This window comes from Chitinophaga rupis (genome assembly GCF_900109685.1).
Lineage (GTDB): Bacteria > Bacteroidota > Bacteroidia > Chitinophagales > Chitinophagaceae > Chitinophaga > Chitinophaga rupis.
In genome coordinates this window covers 84,413-103,200 of record NZ_FOBB01000012.1, presented here as the reverse complement: position 1 = coordinate 103,200, position 18,788 = coordinate 84,413, and the positions used below count along the sequence as shown (strand labels likewise).

Genomic DNA, 18,788 nt, shown 5'->3' with positions numbered 1-18,788 from the left:
CATAAATTTTTAGTATGAAACAAAAAGATGTCCCCGTTTTACAATACCCCTGGCCATATGAAATTGGCCCTTTTTCAGAATCATTCAACGAAGAGGAAATTAACTGGATCGACACTGATTATACATTCATGTCTGAAGCAACAAGGCGTAAATACAAAGGGCATGGCTTGGCACAGGCCACATCATACATGTTCCCGGGTGCAACCAGCATTGAGCACATACGGCCTATTGCCAGGTTTATGGTATGGTTAACGTTATACGATGATTACTATGAAGTTTGCCCGGTTAATGAATTGGCGGATATCCGGGATCATATTATAGAGATAATGCTTGGCGGGAATCCGGGGCCGGATGATATTGGGCTATTAAGACAGGTCGCTTTGAGCAGGGAGGAATTCCGTCCCTATGTTAACAATGACTGGTTTCAACGCTGGGCGCAATCTTTCTATGATTATACTACTTACGGAATCATGGAAGAAACACCTTACAAATTATCCACGCAATTCCCCACTTTAAATAATCTGTTGCTGATCCGTGAATATTCAATTTCCATGTATCCATATGGAGACCCGGTCGAGCCTTCCATTAATTTTATTGTACCTGACCATATTTCAAAGCATCCGGTTATTAGGCGATTGAAAATGCTTATGTGTCGTATTATGGCGATCCAGAATGACTTTGCCTCAATAGAAAAAGAACTGGCGGTCGCTACTGAGGTACTCAACATAATTCTTGTGATCAAACATCAATATAAGATCTCAATAGAAGAGGCCATTACAGAGGCAATGCGTATACACGACGATTATGTAGCAGAATTTGTAGAAATACAAAACAATCTTCCCAACTTCGGCTCATACCAAAAAGACATTGAACGGTTTGTTCACTATATGACTTTGATGATTTCCGGGTTGGGAGCATGGTATCATAAGGGCCGCTCTACGCGTTACAAAGCACCAGGTGAGTTTCCCAAACCCGAATATGGTCACAGGGTATAGCTACCGGGATTGTAAAAGTCCGGAAAAGTATGGGGAGCTGGATTTCTATGACTTGTTTGTAAGGTATTCAGGTCGTAGCTCTCGGCAACTCAATATAAAAGGTACTGCCATTACCCGGAGAACTTTCGCACCAGATGGTGCCGCCATGCGCTTTTACGATCTGCCGGGAAATAGATAATCCAAGACCGAAAGACTGTTCTCCTGCTGCTCACCAGCGAAAAATTTCACGTCCGGTATGCTAAACTCCTTGATTTGCGTACAAGTTTCAGGGATTTGCATACAGCTGCCAAGTTTGATTGAATGACCTTTGAGTTATGGAAATAAAAAAAATTGCATTGGGTAGCCAGGGTTTGGTTGTCCCGATGATCGGGTTGGGTTGTATGGGTATGACCGGTTTTGAAGAGGGGCATATGTATGGCCCGGCGGATGAGCAGGAAGCAATTGCTACGATCCATCGTTCGCTGGAACTGGGCGGCAACTTCTTAGATACAGCCGACCTGTATGGGCCGCTGAAGAATGAGCAATTGATCGCGAAAGCGATTAGTGGTAACCGTGCCCAATATATTTTGGCAACCAAGTTTGGCTGGGAGATCAATGAAGATGATAAAGTGACCTGGGCGATCAACGGTAAAAAAGATTATGTTAAGAAAGCCCTGGAGCGTTCGCTGAAGAACCTGAAGACAGATTATATGATCTGTATTATTTGCATCGCCTGGATAAAAACACGCCGGTTGAGGAAACAGTGGAAGCCATGGGTGAGTTAGTCAAAGAAGGTAAAGTAGGTTATATCGGTTTGTCGGAAGTATCGTCGGAAACGGTAAAGCGTGCGCATGCGGTACACCCGGTCACGGCAGTACAGAGCGAATACTCTTTGTTCGAACGTACAGTAGAAGAACGTGGCGTATTGACAACGTTAAAAGAGCTGGGTATTGGTTTTGTAGCATATTCGCCGTTGGGCCGCGGTTTTTTATCGGGACAGATCAAAAGCCTGGATGATCTGCCGGAGAACGATTTTCGCAGGGCGATCCCGCGTTTTCAGGGCGATCAATTTAATAAGAACATCGAATTGGTAAAAGCGATTGAAGCCATGGCGCAAGAAAAGAACGTAACCTCTTCACAATTGGCTTTGGCCTGGATTATGAGTAAAGGTATCTTGCCGATCCCGGGAACGAAACGCCGGAAATACCTGGAGCAAAATATAGCAGCAACAGCGATTAATTTAAGTGACGCAGAGATGGCGCAGCTGGAAAGTATCGTGCCGTTGGGTACAGATACGGGGGCGCCGTATGATGAATTCAGTATGAGCTTAATTGATTAATTTTGTTTATGAACTCCATTAACTCCATATCCGAATTTCACCGCTTGCTCAGTTTGCCGGAACCGCGGCACCCCTTAGTGAGCGTGATCAATCTGGCCGCGAGCACTTTTTTGGAAGATGAGGTCTGGAAGGGTTTTGTCAACCGCTTTTATTGCGTGGCTTTGAAACGGGAAGCGAAGGGTAAGATAAGGTACGGGCAGCAGCATTACGATTACGATAAGGGAGTTTTGAGTTTTACGGCGCCTAACCAGGTGCAGTATCTCGACCTGCAAAATATGGAATGTGCCTCGGGTTACCTGCTGATTTTCCACCCGGATTTTTTATTGCAGCATACTTTAGCAAATAGCATACATAACTATGGTTTTTTCGATTATGCGGTTAACGAAGCCTTGCACCTGTCGGCTGAAGAAGAAGATGACCTGATCACCATTTTGAATAAAATTGATAAGGAGTGCGGGCATATCGACAAGCATACGCAGGAGATTATTTTAACGCAGATCGAATTGCTGCTGAATTATTCCAATCGTTTTTACGAGCGGCAATTCATTACGCGAAGGAATAATAATTCTGAGTTGCTTGTCAGATTTGAAAAGCTGCTCGATGAATATTTTTATGGTGAGGTGAAAGGTTTACTGACCGTACAATATGTTGCTGAACAAATGAACCTGTCACCAAATTATTTGAGTGACTTGCTGCGTGTGCATACCGGGCGGAATACCCAGCAGCATATTCACGAAAAGCTGATCTCGAAAGCCAAAGAAAGGCTTTCCACAACCAGCCTTTCAGTCAGCGAGATCGCTTATGCTTTAGGATTTGAACACGCGCAATCGTTTAGCACACTGTTCAAAAAGAAAACCAATCTGTCGCCGCTGGAATTCCGGGCGGGTTTTAACAATGCATGAATGGGAGTATGACGTGCTTACCTGCCTTGCAGGTCTGCCAGGATTGCGGGATAGCGTTCTCCCTGGAGCCTGATACTGTCCAAAGACTTTTTGATATTGCCTAAATCATCATCGCTTAAGGTGATGTTTGCACCACCTATATTTTCTTCTAAGCGAGTCATTTTTGTGGTTCCCGGAATCGGTACAATCCATGATTTTTGCGCCAGTAGTCATGCCAATGCAATCTGCGCCGGTGTTGCGTTATGTTCTCCCGCAATCTTTGTTACAAGATCAACAATGGCTTGATTCGCTTCGCGGTTTTCTTTGCTAAAACGGGGAATGACATTTCTCCAATCGGTCTTGTCAAATTCAGTGTCCGCATTCATCTTACCCGTTAAAAATCCTTTGCCCAACGGGCTAAACGGAACGAAGCCAATGCCCAATTCTTCAAGCAATGGAATGATCTCTTTTTCAGGTTCGCGCCAGAACATGGAGTACTCGCTTTGCAGGGCGGCCACGGGTTGTACGGCATGCGCTCTGCGTATACTCTGCACGCCGGCTTCACTCATACCGAAGTATTTTACTTTACCTTCAGCAATCAGATCTTTTACGGTTCCCGCAACGTCTTCTATAGGCACATTCAGGTCCACGCGATGTTGATAAAATAAATCAATATAATCGGTTTGCAGATACCGGAGCGAGTTTTCCGCCACTAGCCTGATGCGTTCCGGGCGACTATCCAAACCATCTGTATTCCTGCCGTTTGTAAAGCCAAACTTGGTAGCGATGATCACTTTATCACGTACATCGTGCAATGCTTTTCCCACCAGCTGTTCATTGGCGCCTTGTCCATACACTTCTGCGGTATCAAAGAAAGTAATGCCCGATTCATAGGCTTTTTGAATGAGTGCAATGGCATCGTTTTCATTTGTTGCCGGACCATAACCATGGCTTAATCCCATGCAGCCGAAACCAAGTTCGGACACTGCTAATCCTGATGTTCCTAATTGCCGTGTTTTCATTTCGTGTGTTTTTGTATGTTTATTGCTGCAAAATTGTAGAAAAGGGCGAGCCGTTTTTTATACAGATTACGGGTTTTACTACCAATTTTACTGATTGGGAAGGCTGGTCTCAAAAGAGCTTGCCGAAACCTGTAATTTTGTAGCGATAAAAGAATAAGGTATGGAAGAGATTATAAAAATTGGCAGCATCGCACAATACAATTCCATACGGGGCCTAACTACCAAACATCCGCTGGTTTCGGTGATTGACCTGTCGAAAGCGTTACCGATGCCCGCCAGAACATTCAACTTTGGTTTGTATGCGGTAGGTCTGAAAGAACTAAACTATGGCCAGTTACGCTATGGAAGAAGTCACTATGACTACCAGGAAGGAAGTCTGATATTTGTAGCGCCCGGACAGGTGATAGGTGTGGAACCTGGCATTGAGCTCTTTGCCCCGAAAGGCTGGGTATTACTCTTTCATCCCGACCTGATAAATGGCACCCCGTTGGGCAAACATATTCAGGATTATTCTTTCTTTTCATACGATGTAAATGAAGCGCTTCACTTGTCGGATAAAGAAAGGAATATTGTGATTGATTGCTTCTCAAAGATCGGGTATGAACTTGATCAGAATATAGACAAGCACAGCAAAAGGCTGATTGCATCCAACATCGAGTTGCTGCTCAATTACTGCACCCGTTTTTACGACCGCCAGTTCATTACGCGCGACAATGCAAACAAGGGGATCCTGGAACGGTTTGAATATTTATTGAAAAGCTATTTTTCATCCGATAAACCGCAGAACGAAGGCTTGCCTTCCGTAGCTTATTGCGCCAGAACCCTGCATTTATCATCCAACTATTTTGGTGACCTGGTGAAGAAAGAGACCGGCAGATCTGCTCAGGAATACATTCAGTCAAAAGTTATAGATGTGGCGAAAGAGAGACTGTTCGACATGAATAAATCTGTGAGTGAAATTGCCTATGAGCTGGGCTTTAAATACCCGCAGCATTTCAACCGTTTATTCAAACAAAAAGCAGGCGTTACGCCGAATGATTACCGGATGATGAATTAAATGAACCCATCATCCAGGGCGATGATCCCTGAAATAGGAGCTTTTCAACTACCGGACATCGCCTGATAACCGGATCTTTTGCGATCGTTCCAGGAAGCCGGATACCTTCAGCTTCTCTTCTGCTTCTATAATCGCATCCATCAGGTTGTTTTTGTTGTCTGCAATCTGTGATAACGCCTTTTGCATATTGTTCCATACCGGTTGCATAGCGCTAACCAGTGCTTTCCCTTTGGGCGTAAGAACTATTAATCGTTTTCTTTCGTCCGTTTTATCTTTCTTTGATTTAATGATCTGCTGCTTTTCCAGCTCTTTAAGTAAACTGATCGTAGAAGGATGAGCATAGCCGATTTCGTTGGCAATTTCCACCACACTCATTGAAGTTTTTAAATGCAGGGTATAAACAACCGGAAACCATTTTGGCTCAAATTCTATCCCAAATGACTGATAGATAAGCTGCCCCTCCTTTCTTAAGGCATCGGCCAGCCGTTGCAGCCTGGTAGAAATGGCCAGTATACCTGATTGGTCTATTACGTTATCCATAAGTTACTTTAATTGCAGATGAAAGAACATGCTATCGCTGCTCATTACCGGAAAGTAATCCGGAAGATCTGTTTTTTGGATCAGGGTGAATTGGTTTTTCTCATAAAATCGCTGTGCTGCTTTCAGCTGCTCTACTGTACCAAGGTAAATATCCTTGATTCCCTGTTCCCGGCTATAAGCCAATAATTTTGCCAGCAGCTGCTGGGCAATTCCAAATTCTTTTCCTCTATATTCTTTTTTTACAAACATCTTCCTGATCGCACCTGCCTGGTGTCCTATGTTGATCAGGGCAATCGTACCCACTAAGGTATTACCATCGAAGGCGCCCCAGAAATTTCCGCCTGTTTCGCGATAAAATGCATTTATGGCTTTTAGATCCGGCTGATCTTCCAGGGTTACACGAACACCGAATTCAATCTGTTGAATGGGAAGTATCAGCTGTATTACATCATTTGAGTACTGATCACCTATTGTTTTGTATACTATGTTTTCCAATTGGAGGATTATTTACGTACAAAACTACGTAGTTTCCTACATAAATTAAAATTGATTTGTTCGGCCGTCATAATGGTGGTAACATTAGGATACGCTGCGCCCGGTATCCTGGGATAAACGGTTGGCCATAACAGCGCCGGCAGAGCCGCCGCCAACGATAATTGCATCGTATGTCATAATTATTTATTGGTTTGTTTTATTACAAAATGCGCCATGTTGCTGAGGGCTTTGCGGGACGCTTCGGTATGGATATTCATGAAAGGCCATACATGCAGCTCGTCTTCGAACAGCTCAAGCGTTGCGTCCACACCGGATTGGATCAATTGCTTGTGTAAGTGGATGGAATCGTCTTCCAGGATCTCGTTTGTACCACACATGATGAGCACTGGGGCGAGATCATAGAATACCGCATTTACCGGTGATAATAAGGAGGCAGACAGTTCCCGGCCGGCAGCGTAGATCTTTGCGGCTTCCAGCAGGTATTCCCCGGATAGGACAGTGTCTGCTATTTTATTACGGATGTAGCTTTCATTCCTGCATGTAAGATCTACCCATGGGGAGATCACGATGCTGTAAAGTGGGGCAGGTCCATTGACCGCTTTTAATTTGAGCTGTGTGGCCATGGTGAGATTGCCACCGGCGCTATCGCCAATGATACCGAAGGGCAGGTCCAGTTGTTGAATAACGGCTACGCAATCGTCGATACCCGCCGGAAATGGATGCTCAGGAGCAAGGCGGTAATCTATTATCAGCACTTTCCTGTTCAGTGCCTGCGCGATGTAGCTTACCATCGGTGCATGAGAATTGATAGAGCCGAAGATGAAAGCGCCGCCATGAATATAGACCACGATATCTGCTGTATTCATATCTGTTGGTGTGAACCAGGCGCATGGAATACCTGCAATCGTTACGTTCTCACGGGTAACATTTTCAGCAGGCGGGTATGTGTTGCCTATGGCTTCGAAGCCAATTCGTCCTTCATTAAAATTTATCATGGTTTTAAAACTTGTACACAAAACTCTATGTTGCGCCGGTTAAAAAACTTAATATTTCTTAGTTTTTTACGGAAATTGAGATGGTAACTTTTCGCCTTATACATTATTTATTATTAATTATCTGATCATGGCATTCGAAAGTATTTTAAAGAACATAAGCCGCTTTGCTTCACTTACACTGCAGGAAGAAGAAGCGTTTTGTGCATTGCTTGCCATCAAAAAAGTAAAGCGGAAAGAATTTATTTTACGTGAAGGGGATATATGTACTGCTGAATATTTTGTGAACAAAGGATGCCTGCGGACTTATTTTGTAGATAAAAAAGGATTTGAGCATAATCTTTATTTCGCCATAGAAGACTGGTGGATATCCGATCTGTACAGCCGCACACAAATGGCGCCAACGTACAGTAACATTGTGGCTTTGGAGGATTCGGAGCTGGTAGAGATTAAACACCAGGCACTGGAGGAGTTTATGGTAAAAGTACCTGCGCTGGAAAGATTCTTCCGCCTCTCTTATCAATTATCGCTTGTGAATCAGCATCTGAAAAATCTCGATATGCTGCACTTGAGCGCTGAAGAGCGATACGTCAATTTTATAGAAAAATATCCCGGGCTGGCAGGCCGTATCCCACAAAAACATATTGCTACTTATTTGGGTTTAACACCTGAATTTTTCAATACGGTACATGCGAAAGTGACGCGCGCAAGAAAATAAGATTTCTTAATTTTTTCAGGGCCTTTAAACCGTCTCATAAGCAATTGTGAGACGGTTATTTTTTTCAATGCAACACTACATTCCCGGATTTCTTAAGTTTTCTTAAGAAACGATAGGCGGCATGGGAATAGTTTTGCATAAAAATATTCTGAACCTTATGAATTCATTACTTACTAAGATCGGACAAACAAATCCTGCAGCCATACCGCTGCTTATTCTGAGAATTGCTTTTGTTATCGTGATGTTCCCGCATGGAGCACAACTGCTTGTGGGATGGTTTGGCGGATATGGCTATGCTGCATCTATGGGTTATTTCTCTTCGATCGGTATACCATCGGTGATCAGTTTCCTGATCATCTTCCTGGAGTTCTTCGGCAGCATTTTTATTTTGCTTGGCCTGTTTACCCGTTTGTTTGCATTGGCGCTCACCGGGCTTGTGACGGGGATGATATTGATGGTGCACATTCATGCAGGCTTCTTTATGAACTGGTTTGGCAACCTCAAAGGGGAAGGATTTGAATATCATATCCTGATGTTGAGCATGCTGCTGTCTTTATTGATCGCAGGTGGCGGAAAGGCCAGCCTGGATGCTTTATTATTCAACAAAAAAGTGTAACGCTATGTCATCTGATTTAAAGTTATCCGGAATAGTACAACTTGTTCAAACCGGCAACCCGTCTTTTTCTGCATTCAGGGCTAACAGGCAGGATTATGCAGGCTTGTTCTCGCCGCTCATGGGATTCGATAACTTCCGTTTAAGCAGCGATGTTTTTGGCCCGCATCAACACCGGCATATGTCTGCATTGAGCTATCTTTTCGAAGATTCGGCGGCATATCATAATAAAGACTCCATGGGGTCAGATCTCACTATCACCACCGGCAGCCTGCTGTGGACCTGGGCCGGCAGTGGCGTTACGCATCACGAGTTCCCGGAAGAGAACAATACGCGGATACACGGGCTGCAGCTCTTCCTGGATATCCCCGCTGAAAACAGGAACCGGCCGCCAAAGAGTATACTGATCCCCGTTGAAAAAATGCCCGTATGGGAAGCCGATGGCGTACGCGTAAAAGTAGTAACAGGGGCAACCGGTGATCTGGTGAACAGTGTGAAAACGCCGGAGGATATTACCTTTCTTGATCTGACAATCAATAGTGGTAAAGTTTTCCGGCATGGGCTGCCCGCCGGTTGGAACGGCACTGTTTACTTATTGTCTGGCGCACTGCAGGTAGATACGCCCGCCGGAAGTTTCGAAATGCAATCAAATGATACGATCGCTTTGGGAGCTTCCGCTGAAAACGCATTGATCACTTTAGTTGCAAAAACCAGGTGTCATATGCTGTTCATCAGTGGCCTGCCTGTTGCGTAATGAAGCAGCGGTTTCTGGAACAGGAACCGCTGCTTCGTAAAAAATTAATCTACCTTAATTTTTTTTGATCCCCAAGTTGGGATATTTGGCTTTTCAAAGCCAGGTATCTTTATGGAATTTGAACGTATTCTTACAAATATCCGCCGTCACGTTACACTTACAGAAGAAGAGGAGACCCAGCTTTGCGCCATTATGAGCATAAAGCAGCTGAAGCGTAAAGAATTTCTGGTTCGCAGTGGCGAAGATGCGCGCCACGAATATTACGTGAACAAAGGTTGTTTAAGAACATACTATATTGATCACAAAGGGATGGAGCATAATACATATTTTGCCGTGGAAGGTTACTGGGTGTCCGACATATACAGCAGGACCTTTAATGCGCCGGCTTTGTGCAATATCATAGCGCTGGAGGATTCTGAGCTGGTGCATATACCGAATATGGCGTTAGAGGACTTTCTGAAAAAAGTACCAGGGCTGGAACGCTTTTTCAGGATCTCTTATCAGAATGCACTCGCTATGCATCATCTGAAAACAATACAGCTGCTTTCTATGAGCGGCGGCGAGCGATACAACTATTTCCGCACGAAATACCCCGAACTGGACAAACGGGTACCGCAGAAACATATCGCCAGCTATCTTGGTTTTACTCCTGAGTTTTTCAATACTATCCGGTCAAAGGCAATCCGGAGCAGCAATACAGGTGCTACGGTAAAAAGCATGTAATTCCGGCGAAAAAGCCTGTCAGAACTTGATATTCAATTTCCGGGAAACAAGTTTATTATCTTTATAGAATTCGAAGAACCATTCACTATTTTTCCTGAAAACAATACCTTGCGATGCACCATCATCCGCAATAAAATGATCCTGCTGGGATGTTTTCAGCAAGGTCATTACTTTTTTGGGAGTGGTATCTATCAGCTGATAGCCGTTATCATTAGCCTGAGCATATAAAATGTTCTTGTCTTCATTAACAGTAGTAGGCTGGGCAGGAGCTACAGGCGCAGGCGGAGCGCTCACCGTTGGTTGTGTAGCCTGTGGTACCGTAGTGCCATCGTACTTATATTGTGCGGCATTCAGTGAAGTGAAGGCATTTGCCAGCGCTTCTGAATAGGCTGCCTGCCACTCTTTCTCCCTGCTTTTTCCTTCCTCGCCTTTATAAACGATCGTACCCTGACAATCTTTTAACAGCAGAGTTAAACCAGTGGATAGGAATTTTTTCTTCTCTACAACTTCCGCTTTGAGTGCCTTGCATTTATTATCGGCAACTTCCGCAGGCAACGCTTCACTGGTCATGAAAGCGGTAAACCCTACCTGTTGAAGTAATAATTTTGTCCGCATATTCAACCCATACTGATCATCTGTTTTAAGAAAATCGAACCGATCGGGTACCAGAACGTATTTATAATTATTGATGGTATTTTGCGAATGAGCTGTGATGGCAAAGGACATTGCCAGTAATAAAGCAACTATTTTTGTGTGAATTTTTGTCATATAGCTAAGATAAAAAAAACTTTGTTACAGGAGCCAGGTTGTATAATATTCTGATTATTAATGTATAATTATTGAATATGGAAAAAAATTACTGCGATTGCACACAATGCTAATTTCTTTCCGTTATTAAAGTGCCTTCCGCATCTAAATACAGGAGCTTTAATGTCCAGCTGGTATGGTCGGTGAACTTTATATTTATATAACGTCCATCCGTTTTGTTAACTAAGGCCCATTTACCTTTTATGGCTGTTTCTTTAAAAGTTTTTTATAGTAATGGGTTGCTAAGGAGGTACTTGGGCTATCCAGGTCTATATGGTGAACCCTTGTGAAGGAGTTGCCTATAATTTCATCTGTTACCTTCACCTGGCCCTCCGCTTTTTCATCGCCATTTTTGAAATATTCATACAGCAGGTATTTGTTTTCATCAGCCTTAAAGTATTCTTTCTCTTTGAATTTACCACCCTCATAACTTATGCAAACATATAGCGGAGCCTTGCTAGCGTAAGGAACCACCCTGTTATCATAATTGTAAAGATTAATGGGTTTTATTCCAAAAAAGCTGATAGCGGTGTCAATAGTATTTGCCGGAACATTGTGCTGAGAACGGGCATTAATAGTAACAGTCAATAAAAGAAAAGCGAGTATAACTTTCATAGGTCAGGCGATGGGAGCTAAGTTTTATTTCCCCTAAATATAGTGAACGCTTTCGTTAACTCACGAAATATCGTGAAAACGTTCCTATCTGATTTTTACGTAACTATATCATAATCATTCATTTATGTCCGTTGGCACGTGCGTTGCAAATTTGTATGCGCATTCGGAACGCATACAGCACAAACCACATCTTTAACATCAAAATCATAACGCATGAAAACGTTCTCCTTTCTATTCCGCAACATTTTCCCTGACAAAGAAGCAAAACCATCGCCGGAGCTTGTACAAACAGCACTGGAACCTTTGCATGAAAAAGACCCCAACCAGGGCGGTGAATTCCTGGATGACTTCATAACAATGGACGATGAACCACAAGAACAGGACTAAAAAATGTTACCCTTTAACCATTAAAATTAAAAACAATGAAAGAGTTCTTACTGGTATTCCGCAGAGACTATAGAACAAAGGAGCTGCAGCCCACAACCGAACAAATGAACCTGCATCTCAAACATTGGCGCGACTGGTACATCAGCCTTGCAGCAGAAGGTAAGCTGGCCATGCCAGTACAACGCTGGGACCCTGAAGGAAGGGTATTAAGACAAAACCTTACAGTAGCCAATGGTTCTTATGCAGAAGTGAAAGAATCCATACGCGGCATCATCATCATAAAAGCAAATGATTATGACCATGCCGTGGCCATTGCCCAAAGGGCGCCGGTGCTGGAGCTGGGAGGAACCGTAGAGATCCGCATGGCGGTTTAAGCCGGGAGATTTTCACTAGAAAAGAATTTAATTATTTGAACAAATGCATGTAGGCAAATCGTATAAACTATCAGAATTCCTGATCTGGACCAGAAGAAAGATCTATGTGTTACTTGTTTTGGGCATTATACCGGTGATCCTGTACCAGGTGCTGGGCATAAAATGGCTGGCCGTACCCTGGACAGTAGTGGCGCTTTTGGGAACAGCAACCGCCTTTATTGTGGGCTTCAAAAATACTCAAACCTATTACCGTACCCGGGATGCCCAGCAGGTATGGACAAACATCTTAAACAGCAGCAGGGCATGGGCCATTATAAGCAGGGATTACCTGCATGATCCTGAAAAAACAAAAATACTCATCTACCGCCATTTTGCCTGGCTTACCGCTATGCGTTACCAGATGCGGGAAGACAGGGTTTGGGAAGGAACAGATAAAAAGCACAATGCAGAGTACCGGCGGTATTACACGATACCTGAAAGAGAAACAACTTTTGAAACAGCGCTGGAAAAATATATGCCGGGCCATGAGCTGCATTACATTCTTAGTACAAAGAACAAGGCCACCCAGATCATGGGTATGCAAGGTAAAAGCATCAAGGAGCTTTACGATAACCAGGAGATTGCCCTGGCCCAGTTTATGGAGATGCAAAAGGCCCTCAATAATTTTTATGTGCAACAGGGGCAATGCGAGTCTATTAAAGATGCGCCCTATCCCAGGCAATATTCCGTTATTAATACCCTCTTCGTCCGGCTTTTTTGCCTGCTGCTGCCTTTTGGCATGTTACAGGAGTTTGATAAGCTGAACAACAGTATAGAGGGAATTATGAAAGGCAGTATGGTATGGCTGGTGGTTCCTTTCAGTGTTATTATCTCCTGGATGTACACTTCCCTGGAGCAGGTAGGGGAAAGCACGGAAAACCCTTTTGAAGGCAGCGCTAATGACGTTCCCATCTCGCAAATGTGCCGCGCTATTGAAATAGACCTCCGGGAAATGATCGGTGAGCGGGATACGCCGCCCTACCTGCAGCCGGAGAACAATATCATTCTGTAACCGGCACAGCAGCAAAAAAAGTTAGGGGTTTTTGTCCAATAATGAAACTTCAGTTGTTATTAGTGTGTTACAAAAGATTGAGCCGTTGGCCCATAAATTATAATACTATGGAAAAGACTAATAATACAGAAAAGAAACAGGTAGTGGTGATCGGGGGTGGTTTTGCAGGGCTGAATTTTGTCAAAAACCTGTTCCATAACAAATATTATGCTGTGACCGTTGTTGACAAGAACAACTACAATTACTTCACGCCGCTTTTATACCAGGTGGCTACCAGCTTCCTGGAGCCTTCCAGCATCAGCTACCCGTTCAGGAAACTTTTTAAGAAAAAGGACGTCTCTTTCAGGATGGCTGGCCTGTTACGGGTAGATACGGCTGCAAACAAAGTGTATTTAAGTGATGGTGGTGAGCTGCATTATGATGTGCTGGTGTTTGCCGCCGGTTCCAAAACTAATTTCTTTGGAAACGATGGCCTTCGCCACAGTACCTTTTCACTGAAAGGTATTGATGATGCGCTTTATATGCGTAATGAGCTGATCAAAACCCTGGAAAGGGCTGTTATTGAGCAGGATCCCATAGAAAAGGAACGGCTGCTTACCATCGTGATCGCAGGCGGAGGCCCAACGGGCGTGGAAGTAGCGGGTATGCTGGCTGAAATGAGAAAATACATCCTGGGCCACGATTATCCGGAGCTTAAAAATACGCCGACTGAGATCTATGTGGTGGATGGCGCACCTTACCTGCTGGCGCCTATGAGCGATAAAACACATAAAGCAGCTCATAAAGAGCTGGAAAAATTAGGGGTGCATGTAAAGCTGAATACCCGGGTTAAAAGTTATGAAAATGACCAGGTTCATTTGTCGGACGGGGAAGTGATTGAAGCCAAAAGCCTGATATGGGCAGCCGGGGTCATTGCCAATTCCTTTGAAGGCATTTCAGCGCAAAGTATAGGCAAAGGCGGAAGAATGATCACCGACGCCTTTAACCGGGTGCAGGGGTATGAAAATGTATACGCCATTGGCGATATCAGCATACAGTTTACAGACAGTGCTTACCCCGATGGCCACCCCCAGCTTGCCCAGCCGGCTATTCAGCAGGGTAAATCGCTGGCTAAAAATTTATTGCGCATGGCAAAGGGGCAGCCGCTGAAACCGTTCAAATATTTTGACCGTGGCGATATGGCCATTATTGGCCGGCAGTTTGCCGTAGCAGACCTCTTTAAACACAAAGTGCATTTAGGCGGTTTGCTGGGTTTACTGAGCTGGCTTTTTATTCACCTTGTTTCCCTGGTTAATTACAACAACCGGATAAAAACATTGTATAACTGGGCCGTGGCTTATACCACCCGTGACCAGGCATTAAGAATGATCTTCCGGTCCGGGAACCGGGAGAACCGGTATTAATTCCCGTCCCTTAACGGAGAAGGGCGCGCTTATCCACAACTTTAAACGAGATCTATTCATGACCAACTTTAAGCAATTCTTCAACTCATCTCTTGGTAAAAAGCTGATCATGTCCATGACGGGACTGTTTATGTGTCTTTTCCTGATCGTACACCTGGGAGGAAACCTAACCTTATTTGCAGGCGATGAGGGTTATACCTTTAACATCTATGCACATTTCATGACACACTTTCCGCCAGTGGAAATAATCAGCTATATTTTGTATATCTCCATCCTGGTGCATGCGCTGTATGCACTTATACTTACTATACAGAACCGGAGGGCCCGGCCCGTTAAATATGCGGTGGCTTCAAAAGCGCCTGTTAAATGGGCTTCCCTGAATATGGGACTGCTGGGCAGCATTATATTCCTATTCCTGATTGTACATATGAGCAATTTCTGGGGCCGGTATAAGTTTACGGAAGGGACTTACCGGGAATACCACAAGAACCTTTTAACCGGTGAATTAACGTCAACGGTGTACAAACCGCTTTCACCTCATTTTGAATACGCGGTTACTACAGAAAATAATATTGAGATCGTAAGGGTGAAAGACCTGTATGTTATAGTAGCGCACAGCTTCAGCCTTTTATGGTATGTGACGCTGTACCTGCTGGCGATGGTAGCGGTTGCCTATCATTTATACCACGGCTTTCAAAGCGCTTTCAGAACCGCTGGCTGGGTACATAAAAAATATACGCCCATTGTACAGTTTACAGGCATCTGGTTCTTTGCGGTTATTATTCCGTTAGCATTTGCCTCCATGCCCATTGTGTTTTATATAAAGTCGTTGTTCTGATCCGCTATCGTGAAAGCTATGGGCGGAGAAATTGGTTGCTCTCCTGACTGCTCAATACCCGGAAACCATAATGGCCATTCTCTCCTGAAGCGCCCCAGGTGGCTGTAATGTAGTGTTCAATTTTGCGGATGGCAATTTCTTTTGTTGGTGCTGTTTCCTGCAGGTATTCTATTTCCATTTCTCCGATCCTGTCTATCACAGCAAATAATAATTTAACGTGGGATGGCATTTTCATAAGTTTAGGTAAAGGATGAAAAAGAGAGCCGCCCTAAAAAGAGCGGCTCTGGTATCCAATTGTTTGTTAACCCCAAAGTAAAAATGTCTTTAAATAATTCTTCATAGGATAGTCTGAAAATATTCACTGTTTCGTTGAATCAAAGATATAGTTGGATTGAACATTTATGCTAACATTTATGTGTGATCAAATATTCACGGAAATGAATGCCTGATCAACTATAAGTGATTAAAAATGAATGCTCTAGCATTATCAAATGTTAACGGTTCCGTTAACAAATGGTGTTGCAATATTTAGTAGTCCCACGAACATTTATTTTTAGTATTTATAAATAAAATAGTATTTACCTGCTTATGGTAATGGCAGCTGAATGCGCGGAAGGTATATAGGTTATGATGCAATTCCCCTTCCCATCACTGCGCACTTTTTTTACCACTTTCCCATCCACGCTGAAAGTGTGATCAGCGCCGGGTTTTAGCCCATGAATATTATAAGTGAGCGGGCTAAGGGTGGGCGCTGCAGTTGTTTGTGTCCAGCGCATGTTATCAGCGCTCCAGTTTTTTATATGAATGGTTAAGGGGTTATTAGTGGTAACCTGTAACGCGGCGCTGCTGCTATCCCCATCAAAATAGAAAACATTATTTTTTGTAGCGTTAAAGCCAAAGCGTTTAGGGCTGATTATTTTAAACACCTTATTGGATACCGCATAATTATTACTGTCAAGGTTTATAACCAGGCGCTGGTGCTGGTTGTTATAGGTAAGCTCCGTACCTGCCAGCGCAGGTGTAATATGCGGATCCAGCAGCAAACGGTTATACAGGGGATTAATGCCATAAATAGCCTGGTACAAGCCTACTATGGAAAGACTGTTACCTGATAAAATATCATCTCCACGGCCATCCTGCTTAATGCGGCCGTAACGCTGAAATGCAAGCCCGTCTTTGTTGTATTGCTCCAGCACATTTTTTACATACTTCAGCGCAATTTCCGGATCATGTGCTGCATAGGCTTTAATGGCAACAGAGCCCCAGGATAAGAACAGGTCCCCGTTCTCATATTCAGGAAAGGGATACTGGGATTCACGGCCTTCTCCGGCAGCGTAGGATGTCATGGCCAAAGGCCAGAAGAAAAGCTGCTCCTTCACCATTTGCTGCTCAATATTATCCAGGATTAATTTCGTTCTGCCGGCATCATCACAGATCCCGTAAGCAATAGCCATAAAGTTAACAGGGGTTACCATGTTGCGCCCATGCGGCTGCTGCGCTTTATCCAGCCAGTGTACATAACATTGATGGTCATTATCCCAAAAACCGCCATTGCTTACCGGTTTATTAAAACTGTTTTTCAGCTTGGCTGCGAAAGCCTTATACTGCTGCTCTTTTGCCGGATTGCCCAGCTGGCCTTCAATAGCGGCCCATTTTGTTAAAGCCAGGTAAAGCTTGGCATTTACAAAGGCATTTTCATACGATGCCCAGATAATATCTATCCAGTCGCTGGAACGTTTTTGTTCCTGGGAATCGGTCATCATTTCCACCAGCCCGTTATTATTCGCATCCCTTTTCAGGATCCAGTCCAATGCTTTTTCGCAGCTGCGCTGGTGGCTTTTAACCCAGCTCTTATTCCCTGTCATATCGTATAGCTCTGCCACATTCGTAACAAAGTCGGGGTTTGAATCCATCAGGATGCCCCATTGCGCTTCATAAAAACCTTCTTTGTTAAATGCGCCCGGCATGGCATCTTCATTGGTATAAGCCCAACGGGGATACACCCGCCCGTCAGGTTTTATAGCATGGTCCCGGTAATAATCAAGACAGCTTTGATAACCGTTTAAATAATCGGGATCATTAATGCCCAGGCCCATTTGTGCTATATATTGTTCATGCAGGCAAATAGGCCCGTAGGGCGTGTGCCAGCTGTTGCCGCCAAAGTGCAGGGAATCGATCACGCCTATCCTGGCAATGGTATTCAGTACTGCGCTTACTGCTGTTCCGTTTATGCCGGCAAATTTTCCCCTGCCGTATTTTTCATTAAAATCAAAATAGCGGAATGTTATACGTTGGCTGCTGGCGCCGGCAGGCATAGTGAAGGGTGCCCAAACATCTGTTCTGTTCCTTACAAATAAGCGCCTGTTGGTGCCGCTGTCCGATACGGGGATCATTGCGTTATTGGAAACAGTAACGGCATACGCCAGCCTGTTATCATTTGCACGGCTGTATTTCATGGCTACCTGCTTACCCGGTGCATCCACCGTTACCGTTAAGCCATTTCCGCTTTTACTGTTCCAGAAACTGGATGACTTTGTATGTACACCATATGTGGATTCCTTTTCATTAAAAAGATAAAACCAGGCTAAGCCGCCATAACCCTGGTACGCGCCTTCCCAGGTATCTATACTATTGAAATTCAGGACCGGCATACCGGCTTCCTCCACCTTTATTGCCTGGGGCAGCGCTCTTTTTATTTCCCACTGAATAGCCTCACCCACCCTGGTGAAGATCCAGCTTTCCCGGATCGTAATATTTTCATTGCCATAATTAATACCGCTGATGATCGTGCTGTTCGGGGTTTGCTTAACCACCGGTTTGGCTTTGAGCTGCATAGAGGAGCAGAGGATCCCTGCTGCCTTTACTGCAGTATACATCCCGTCTTTGCTGCTAACAACCTCCTGGCCGTTAATAACCAGCGAGATAATGCTCGCCTTGTTATCGCAGTCAATGGTCATCGTAATTTTGGGACTGCTGATCCGGATGATATTTGAGTCCTTACGTGGGCTGCCCTGGCTGATCACCGGCAGCAATAAACCTGAAAAGCAGGTAAATACCAAACAGAGATTTTTTATAAACATCTTATTTGCGGGTGTTGTAAACAGATAAATGTAATGATCTGAAATTTTTTTTAAAAGTGGGATAGCATGGGATGGAAGTGTCAAAAAGTACAAGTAAATTATCAATTAGTATATTTATCGATAAT

The 18,788-nt window shown here is 44.1% G+C and carries 21 protein-coding genes and 2 pseudogenes; 13 read left to right on the top strand and 10 right to left on the bottom strand.

All coding sequences use genetic code 11. The features are described 5' to 3' along the window. Positions 1-14 precede the first annotated feature (14 nt). The gene (locus BMZ54_RS30300) at positions 15-995 is read left to right on the top strand and encodes a terpene synthase family protein (RefSeq protein ID WP_089920656.1); all 981 of its coding nucleotides are present in this window, start codon (positions 15-17) and stop codon (positions 993-995) included. Positions 996-1,062: 67 nt separating this feature from the next. Here the strand turns inward: BMZ54_RS30300 and BMZ54_RS30295 are convergent. Further along, a pseudogene (locus tag BMZ54_RS30295) lies at positions 1,063-1,182 on the bottom strand (ATP-binding protein); the annotation flags it as partial. 127 nt (positions 1,183-1,309) lie between these two features. On the opposite strand from BMZ54_RS30295, the pseudogene BMZ54_RS33615 reads away from it, so the two are divergent. Both BMZ54_RS33615 and BMZ54_RS30285 read left to right on the top strand, forming a co-directional pair. Beyond that, a pseudogene (locus BMZ54_RS33615) lies at positions 1,310-2,313 on the top strand (aldo/keto reductase). A gap of 8 nt (positions 2,314-2,321) precedes the next feature. Next, on the top strand, positions 2,322-3,215 hold the full coding sequence (locus BMZ54_RS30285) for a helix-turn-helix domain-containing protein (RefSeq protein ID WP_089920897.1): 894 nt from the start codon (positions 2,322-2,324) through the stop codon (positions 3,213-3,215). A 209-nt stretch (positions 3,216-3,424) separates the two neighbouring features. Here the strand turns inward: BMZ54_RS30285 and BMZ54_RS30280 are convergent, their stop codons facing one another. Beyond that, a complete protein-coding gene (locus BMZ54_RS30280) occupies positions 3,425-4,216 on the bottom strand; it encodes an aldo/keto reductase (RefSeq protein ID WP_238386732.1) in 792 nt (263 codons plus the stop codon). Positions 4,217-4,376: 160 nt separating this feature from the next. On the opposite strand from BMZ54_RS30280, the gene BMZ54_RS30275 reads away from it, so the two are divergent. Beyond that, positions 4,377-5,273, top strand: coding sequence for a helix-turn-helix domain-containing protein (locus BMZ54_RS30275; protein WP_089920654.1), 897 nt, complete (start codon positions 4,377-4,379; stop codon positions 5,271-5,273). Positions 5,274-5,321: 48 nt separating this feature from the next. Here BMZ54_RS30275 and BMZ54_RS30270 read toward each other — a convergent pair whose 3' ends face one another. The 4 genes from BMZ54_RS30270 to BMZ54_RS30260 form a co-directional block, all read right to left on the bottom strand. Beyond that, positions 5,322-5,813, bottom strand: a complete 492-nt coding sequence (locus BMZ54_RS30270) for a MarR family winged helix-turn-helix transcriptional regulator (protein WP_089920643.1) — start codon at positions 5,811-5,813, stop codon at positions 5,322-5,324. Positions 5,814-5,816: 3 nt separating this feature from the next. Beyond that, a complete protein-coding gene (locus BMZ54_RS30265; protein ID WP_089920641.1) occupies positions 5,817-6,308 on the bottom strand; it encodes a GNAT family N-acetyltransferase in 492 nt (163 codons plus the stop codon). An 84-nt stretch (positions 6,309-6,392) separates the two neighbouring features. Then, on the bottom strand, positions 6,393-6,485 hold the full coding sequence (locus tag BMZ54_RS33260; protein WP_202909397.1) for a GMC family oxidoreductase N-terminal domain-containing protein: 93 nt from the start codon (positions 6,483-6,485) through the stop codon (positions 6,393-6,395). Between the two features lie 2 nt (positions 6,486-6,487). Further along, positions 6,488-7,303 carry an alpha/beta hydrolase gene (locus BMZ54_RS30260; protein WP_089920639.1) on the bottom strand — a complete coding sequence of 272 codons (816 nt, stop codon included), beginning with the start codon at positions 7,301-7,303 and terminating at the stop codon, positions 6,488-6,490. A 127-nt stretch (positions 7,304-7,430) separates the two neighbouring features. On the opposite strand from BMZ54_RS30260, the gene BMZ54_RS30255 reads away from it, so the two are divergent. The 4 genes from BMZ54_RS30255 (at position 7,431) to BMZ54_RS30240 (ending at position 10,108) form a co-directional block, all read left to right on the top strand. Then, the gene (locus BMZ54_RS30255; RefSeq protein WP_089920637.1) at positions 7,431-8,018 is read left to right on the top strand and encodes a Crp/Fnr family transcriptional regulator; all 588 of its coding nucleotides are present in this window, start codon (positions 7,431-7,433) and stop codon (positions 8,016-8,018) included. 157 nt (positions 8,019-8,175) lie between these two features. Then, positions 8,176-8,634, top strand: coding sequence for a DoxX family protein (locus BMZ54_RS30250; protein WP_089920893.1), 459 nt, complete (start codon positions 8,176-8,178; stop codon positions 8,632-8,634). Between the two features lie 4 nt (positions 8,635-8,638). Beyond that, the gene (locus BMZ54_RS30245) at positions 8,639-9,385 is read left to right on the top strand and encodes a pirin family protein (protein ID WP_162277712.1); all 747 of its coding nucleotides are present in this window, start codon (positions 8,639-8,641) and stop codon (positions 9,383-9,385) included. A 111-nt stretch (positions 9,386-9,496) separates the two neighbouring features. Continuing rightward, entirely contained in the window at positions 9,497-10,108 is a 612-nt protein-coding gene (locus tag BMZ54_RS30240) for a Crp/Fnr family transcriptional regulator (RefSeq protein WP_089920633.1), read from the top strand. A gap of 18 nt (positions 10,109-10,126) precedes the next feature. On the opposite strand, the gene BMZ54_RS30235 is transcribed toward BMZ54_RS30240, so the two are convergent. Both BMZ54_RS30235 and BMZ54_RS30230 read right to left on the bottom strand, forming a co-directional pair. Continuing rightward, positions 10,127-10,876 carry a hypothetical protein gene (locus BMZ54_RS30235; protein WP_089920632.1) on the bottom strand — a complete coding sequence of 250 codons (750 nt, stop codon included), beginning with the start codon at positions 10,874-10,876 and terminating at the stop codon, positions 10,127-10,129. Positions 10,877-11,116: 240 nt separating this feature from the next. Further along, entirely contained in the window at positions 11,117-11,530 is a 414-nt protein-coding gene (locus BMZ54_RS30230) for a hypothetical protein (RefSeq protein ID WP_143081188.1), read from the bottom strand. A 213-nt stretch (positions 11,531-11,743) separates the two neighbouring features. On the opposite strand from BMZ54_RS30230, the gene BMZ54_RS33030 reads away from it, so the two are divergent. From BMZ54_RS33030 to BMZ54_RS30210, 5 genes are all read left to right on the top strand, one after another. Then, positions 11,744-11,917 (top strand): hypothetical protein, encoded by a 174-nt coding sequence (locus BMZ54_RS33030; RefSeq protein ID WP_156093033.1) that lies wholly within the window; start codon positions 11,744-11,746, stop codon positions 11,915-11,917. A gap of 35 nt (positions 11,918-11,952) precedes the next feature. Beyond that, on the top strand, positions 11,953-12,291 hold the full coding sequence (locus BMZ54_RS30225) for a YciI family protein (RefSeq protein ID WP_089920628.1): 339 nt from the start codon (positions 11,953-11,955) through the stop codon (positions 12,289-12,291). A 43-nt stretch (positions 12,292-12,334) separates the two neighbouring features. Continuing rightward, positions 12,335-13,342, top strand: coding sequence for a bestrophin family protein (locus BMZ54_RS30220; protein WP_089920626.1), 1,008 nt, complete (start codon positions 12,335-12,337; stop codon positions 13,340-13,342). 107 nt (positions 13,343-13,449) lie between these two features. Next, positions 13,450-14,745 carry an NAD(P)/FAD-dependent oxidoreductase gene (locus tag BMZ54_RS30215; protein ID WP_089920880.1) on the top strand — a complete coding sequence of 432 codons (1,296 nt, stop codon included), beginning with the start codon at positions 13,450-13,452 and terminating at the stop codon, positions 14,743-14,745. 58 nt (positions 14,746-14,803) lie between these two features. Continuing rightward, the gene (locus tag BMZ54_RS30210) at positions 14,804-15,583 is read left to right on the top strand and encodes a succinate dehydrogenase cytochrome b subunit (protein WP_089920624.1); all 780 of its coding nucleotides are present in this window, start codon (positions 14,804-14,806) and stop codon (positions 15,581-15,583) included. A gap of 16 nt (positions 15,584-15,599) precedes the next feature. Here the strand turns inward: BMZ54_RS30210 and BMZ54_RS32835 are convergent, their stop codons facing one another. Together BMZ54_RS32835 and BMZ54_RS30205 are read right to left on the bottom strand one after the other, a co-directional pair. Continuing rightward, positions 15,600-15,812 carry a hypothetical protein gene (locus BMZ54_RS32835; protein ID WP_143081187.1) on the bottom strand — a complete coding sequence of 71 codons (213 nt, stop codon included), beginning with the start codon at positions 15,810-15,812 and terminating at the stop codon, positions 15,600-15,602. 349 nt (positions 15,813-16,161) lie between these two features. Next, positions 16,162-18,642, bottom strand: a complete 2,481-nt coding sequence (locus tag BMZ54_RS30205) for a glucosidase family protein (RefSeq protein ID WP_162277711.1) — start codon at positions 18,640-18,642, stop codon at positions 16,162-16,164. Between the last annotated feature and the right edge of the window lie 146 nt (positions 18,643-18,788).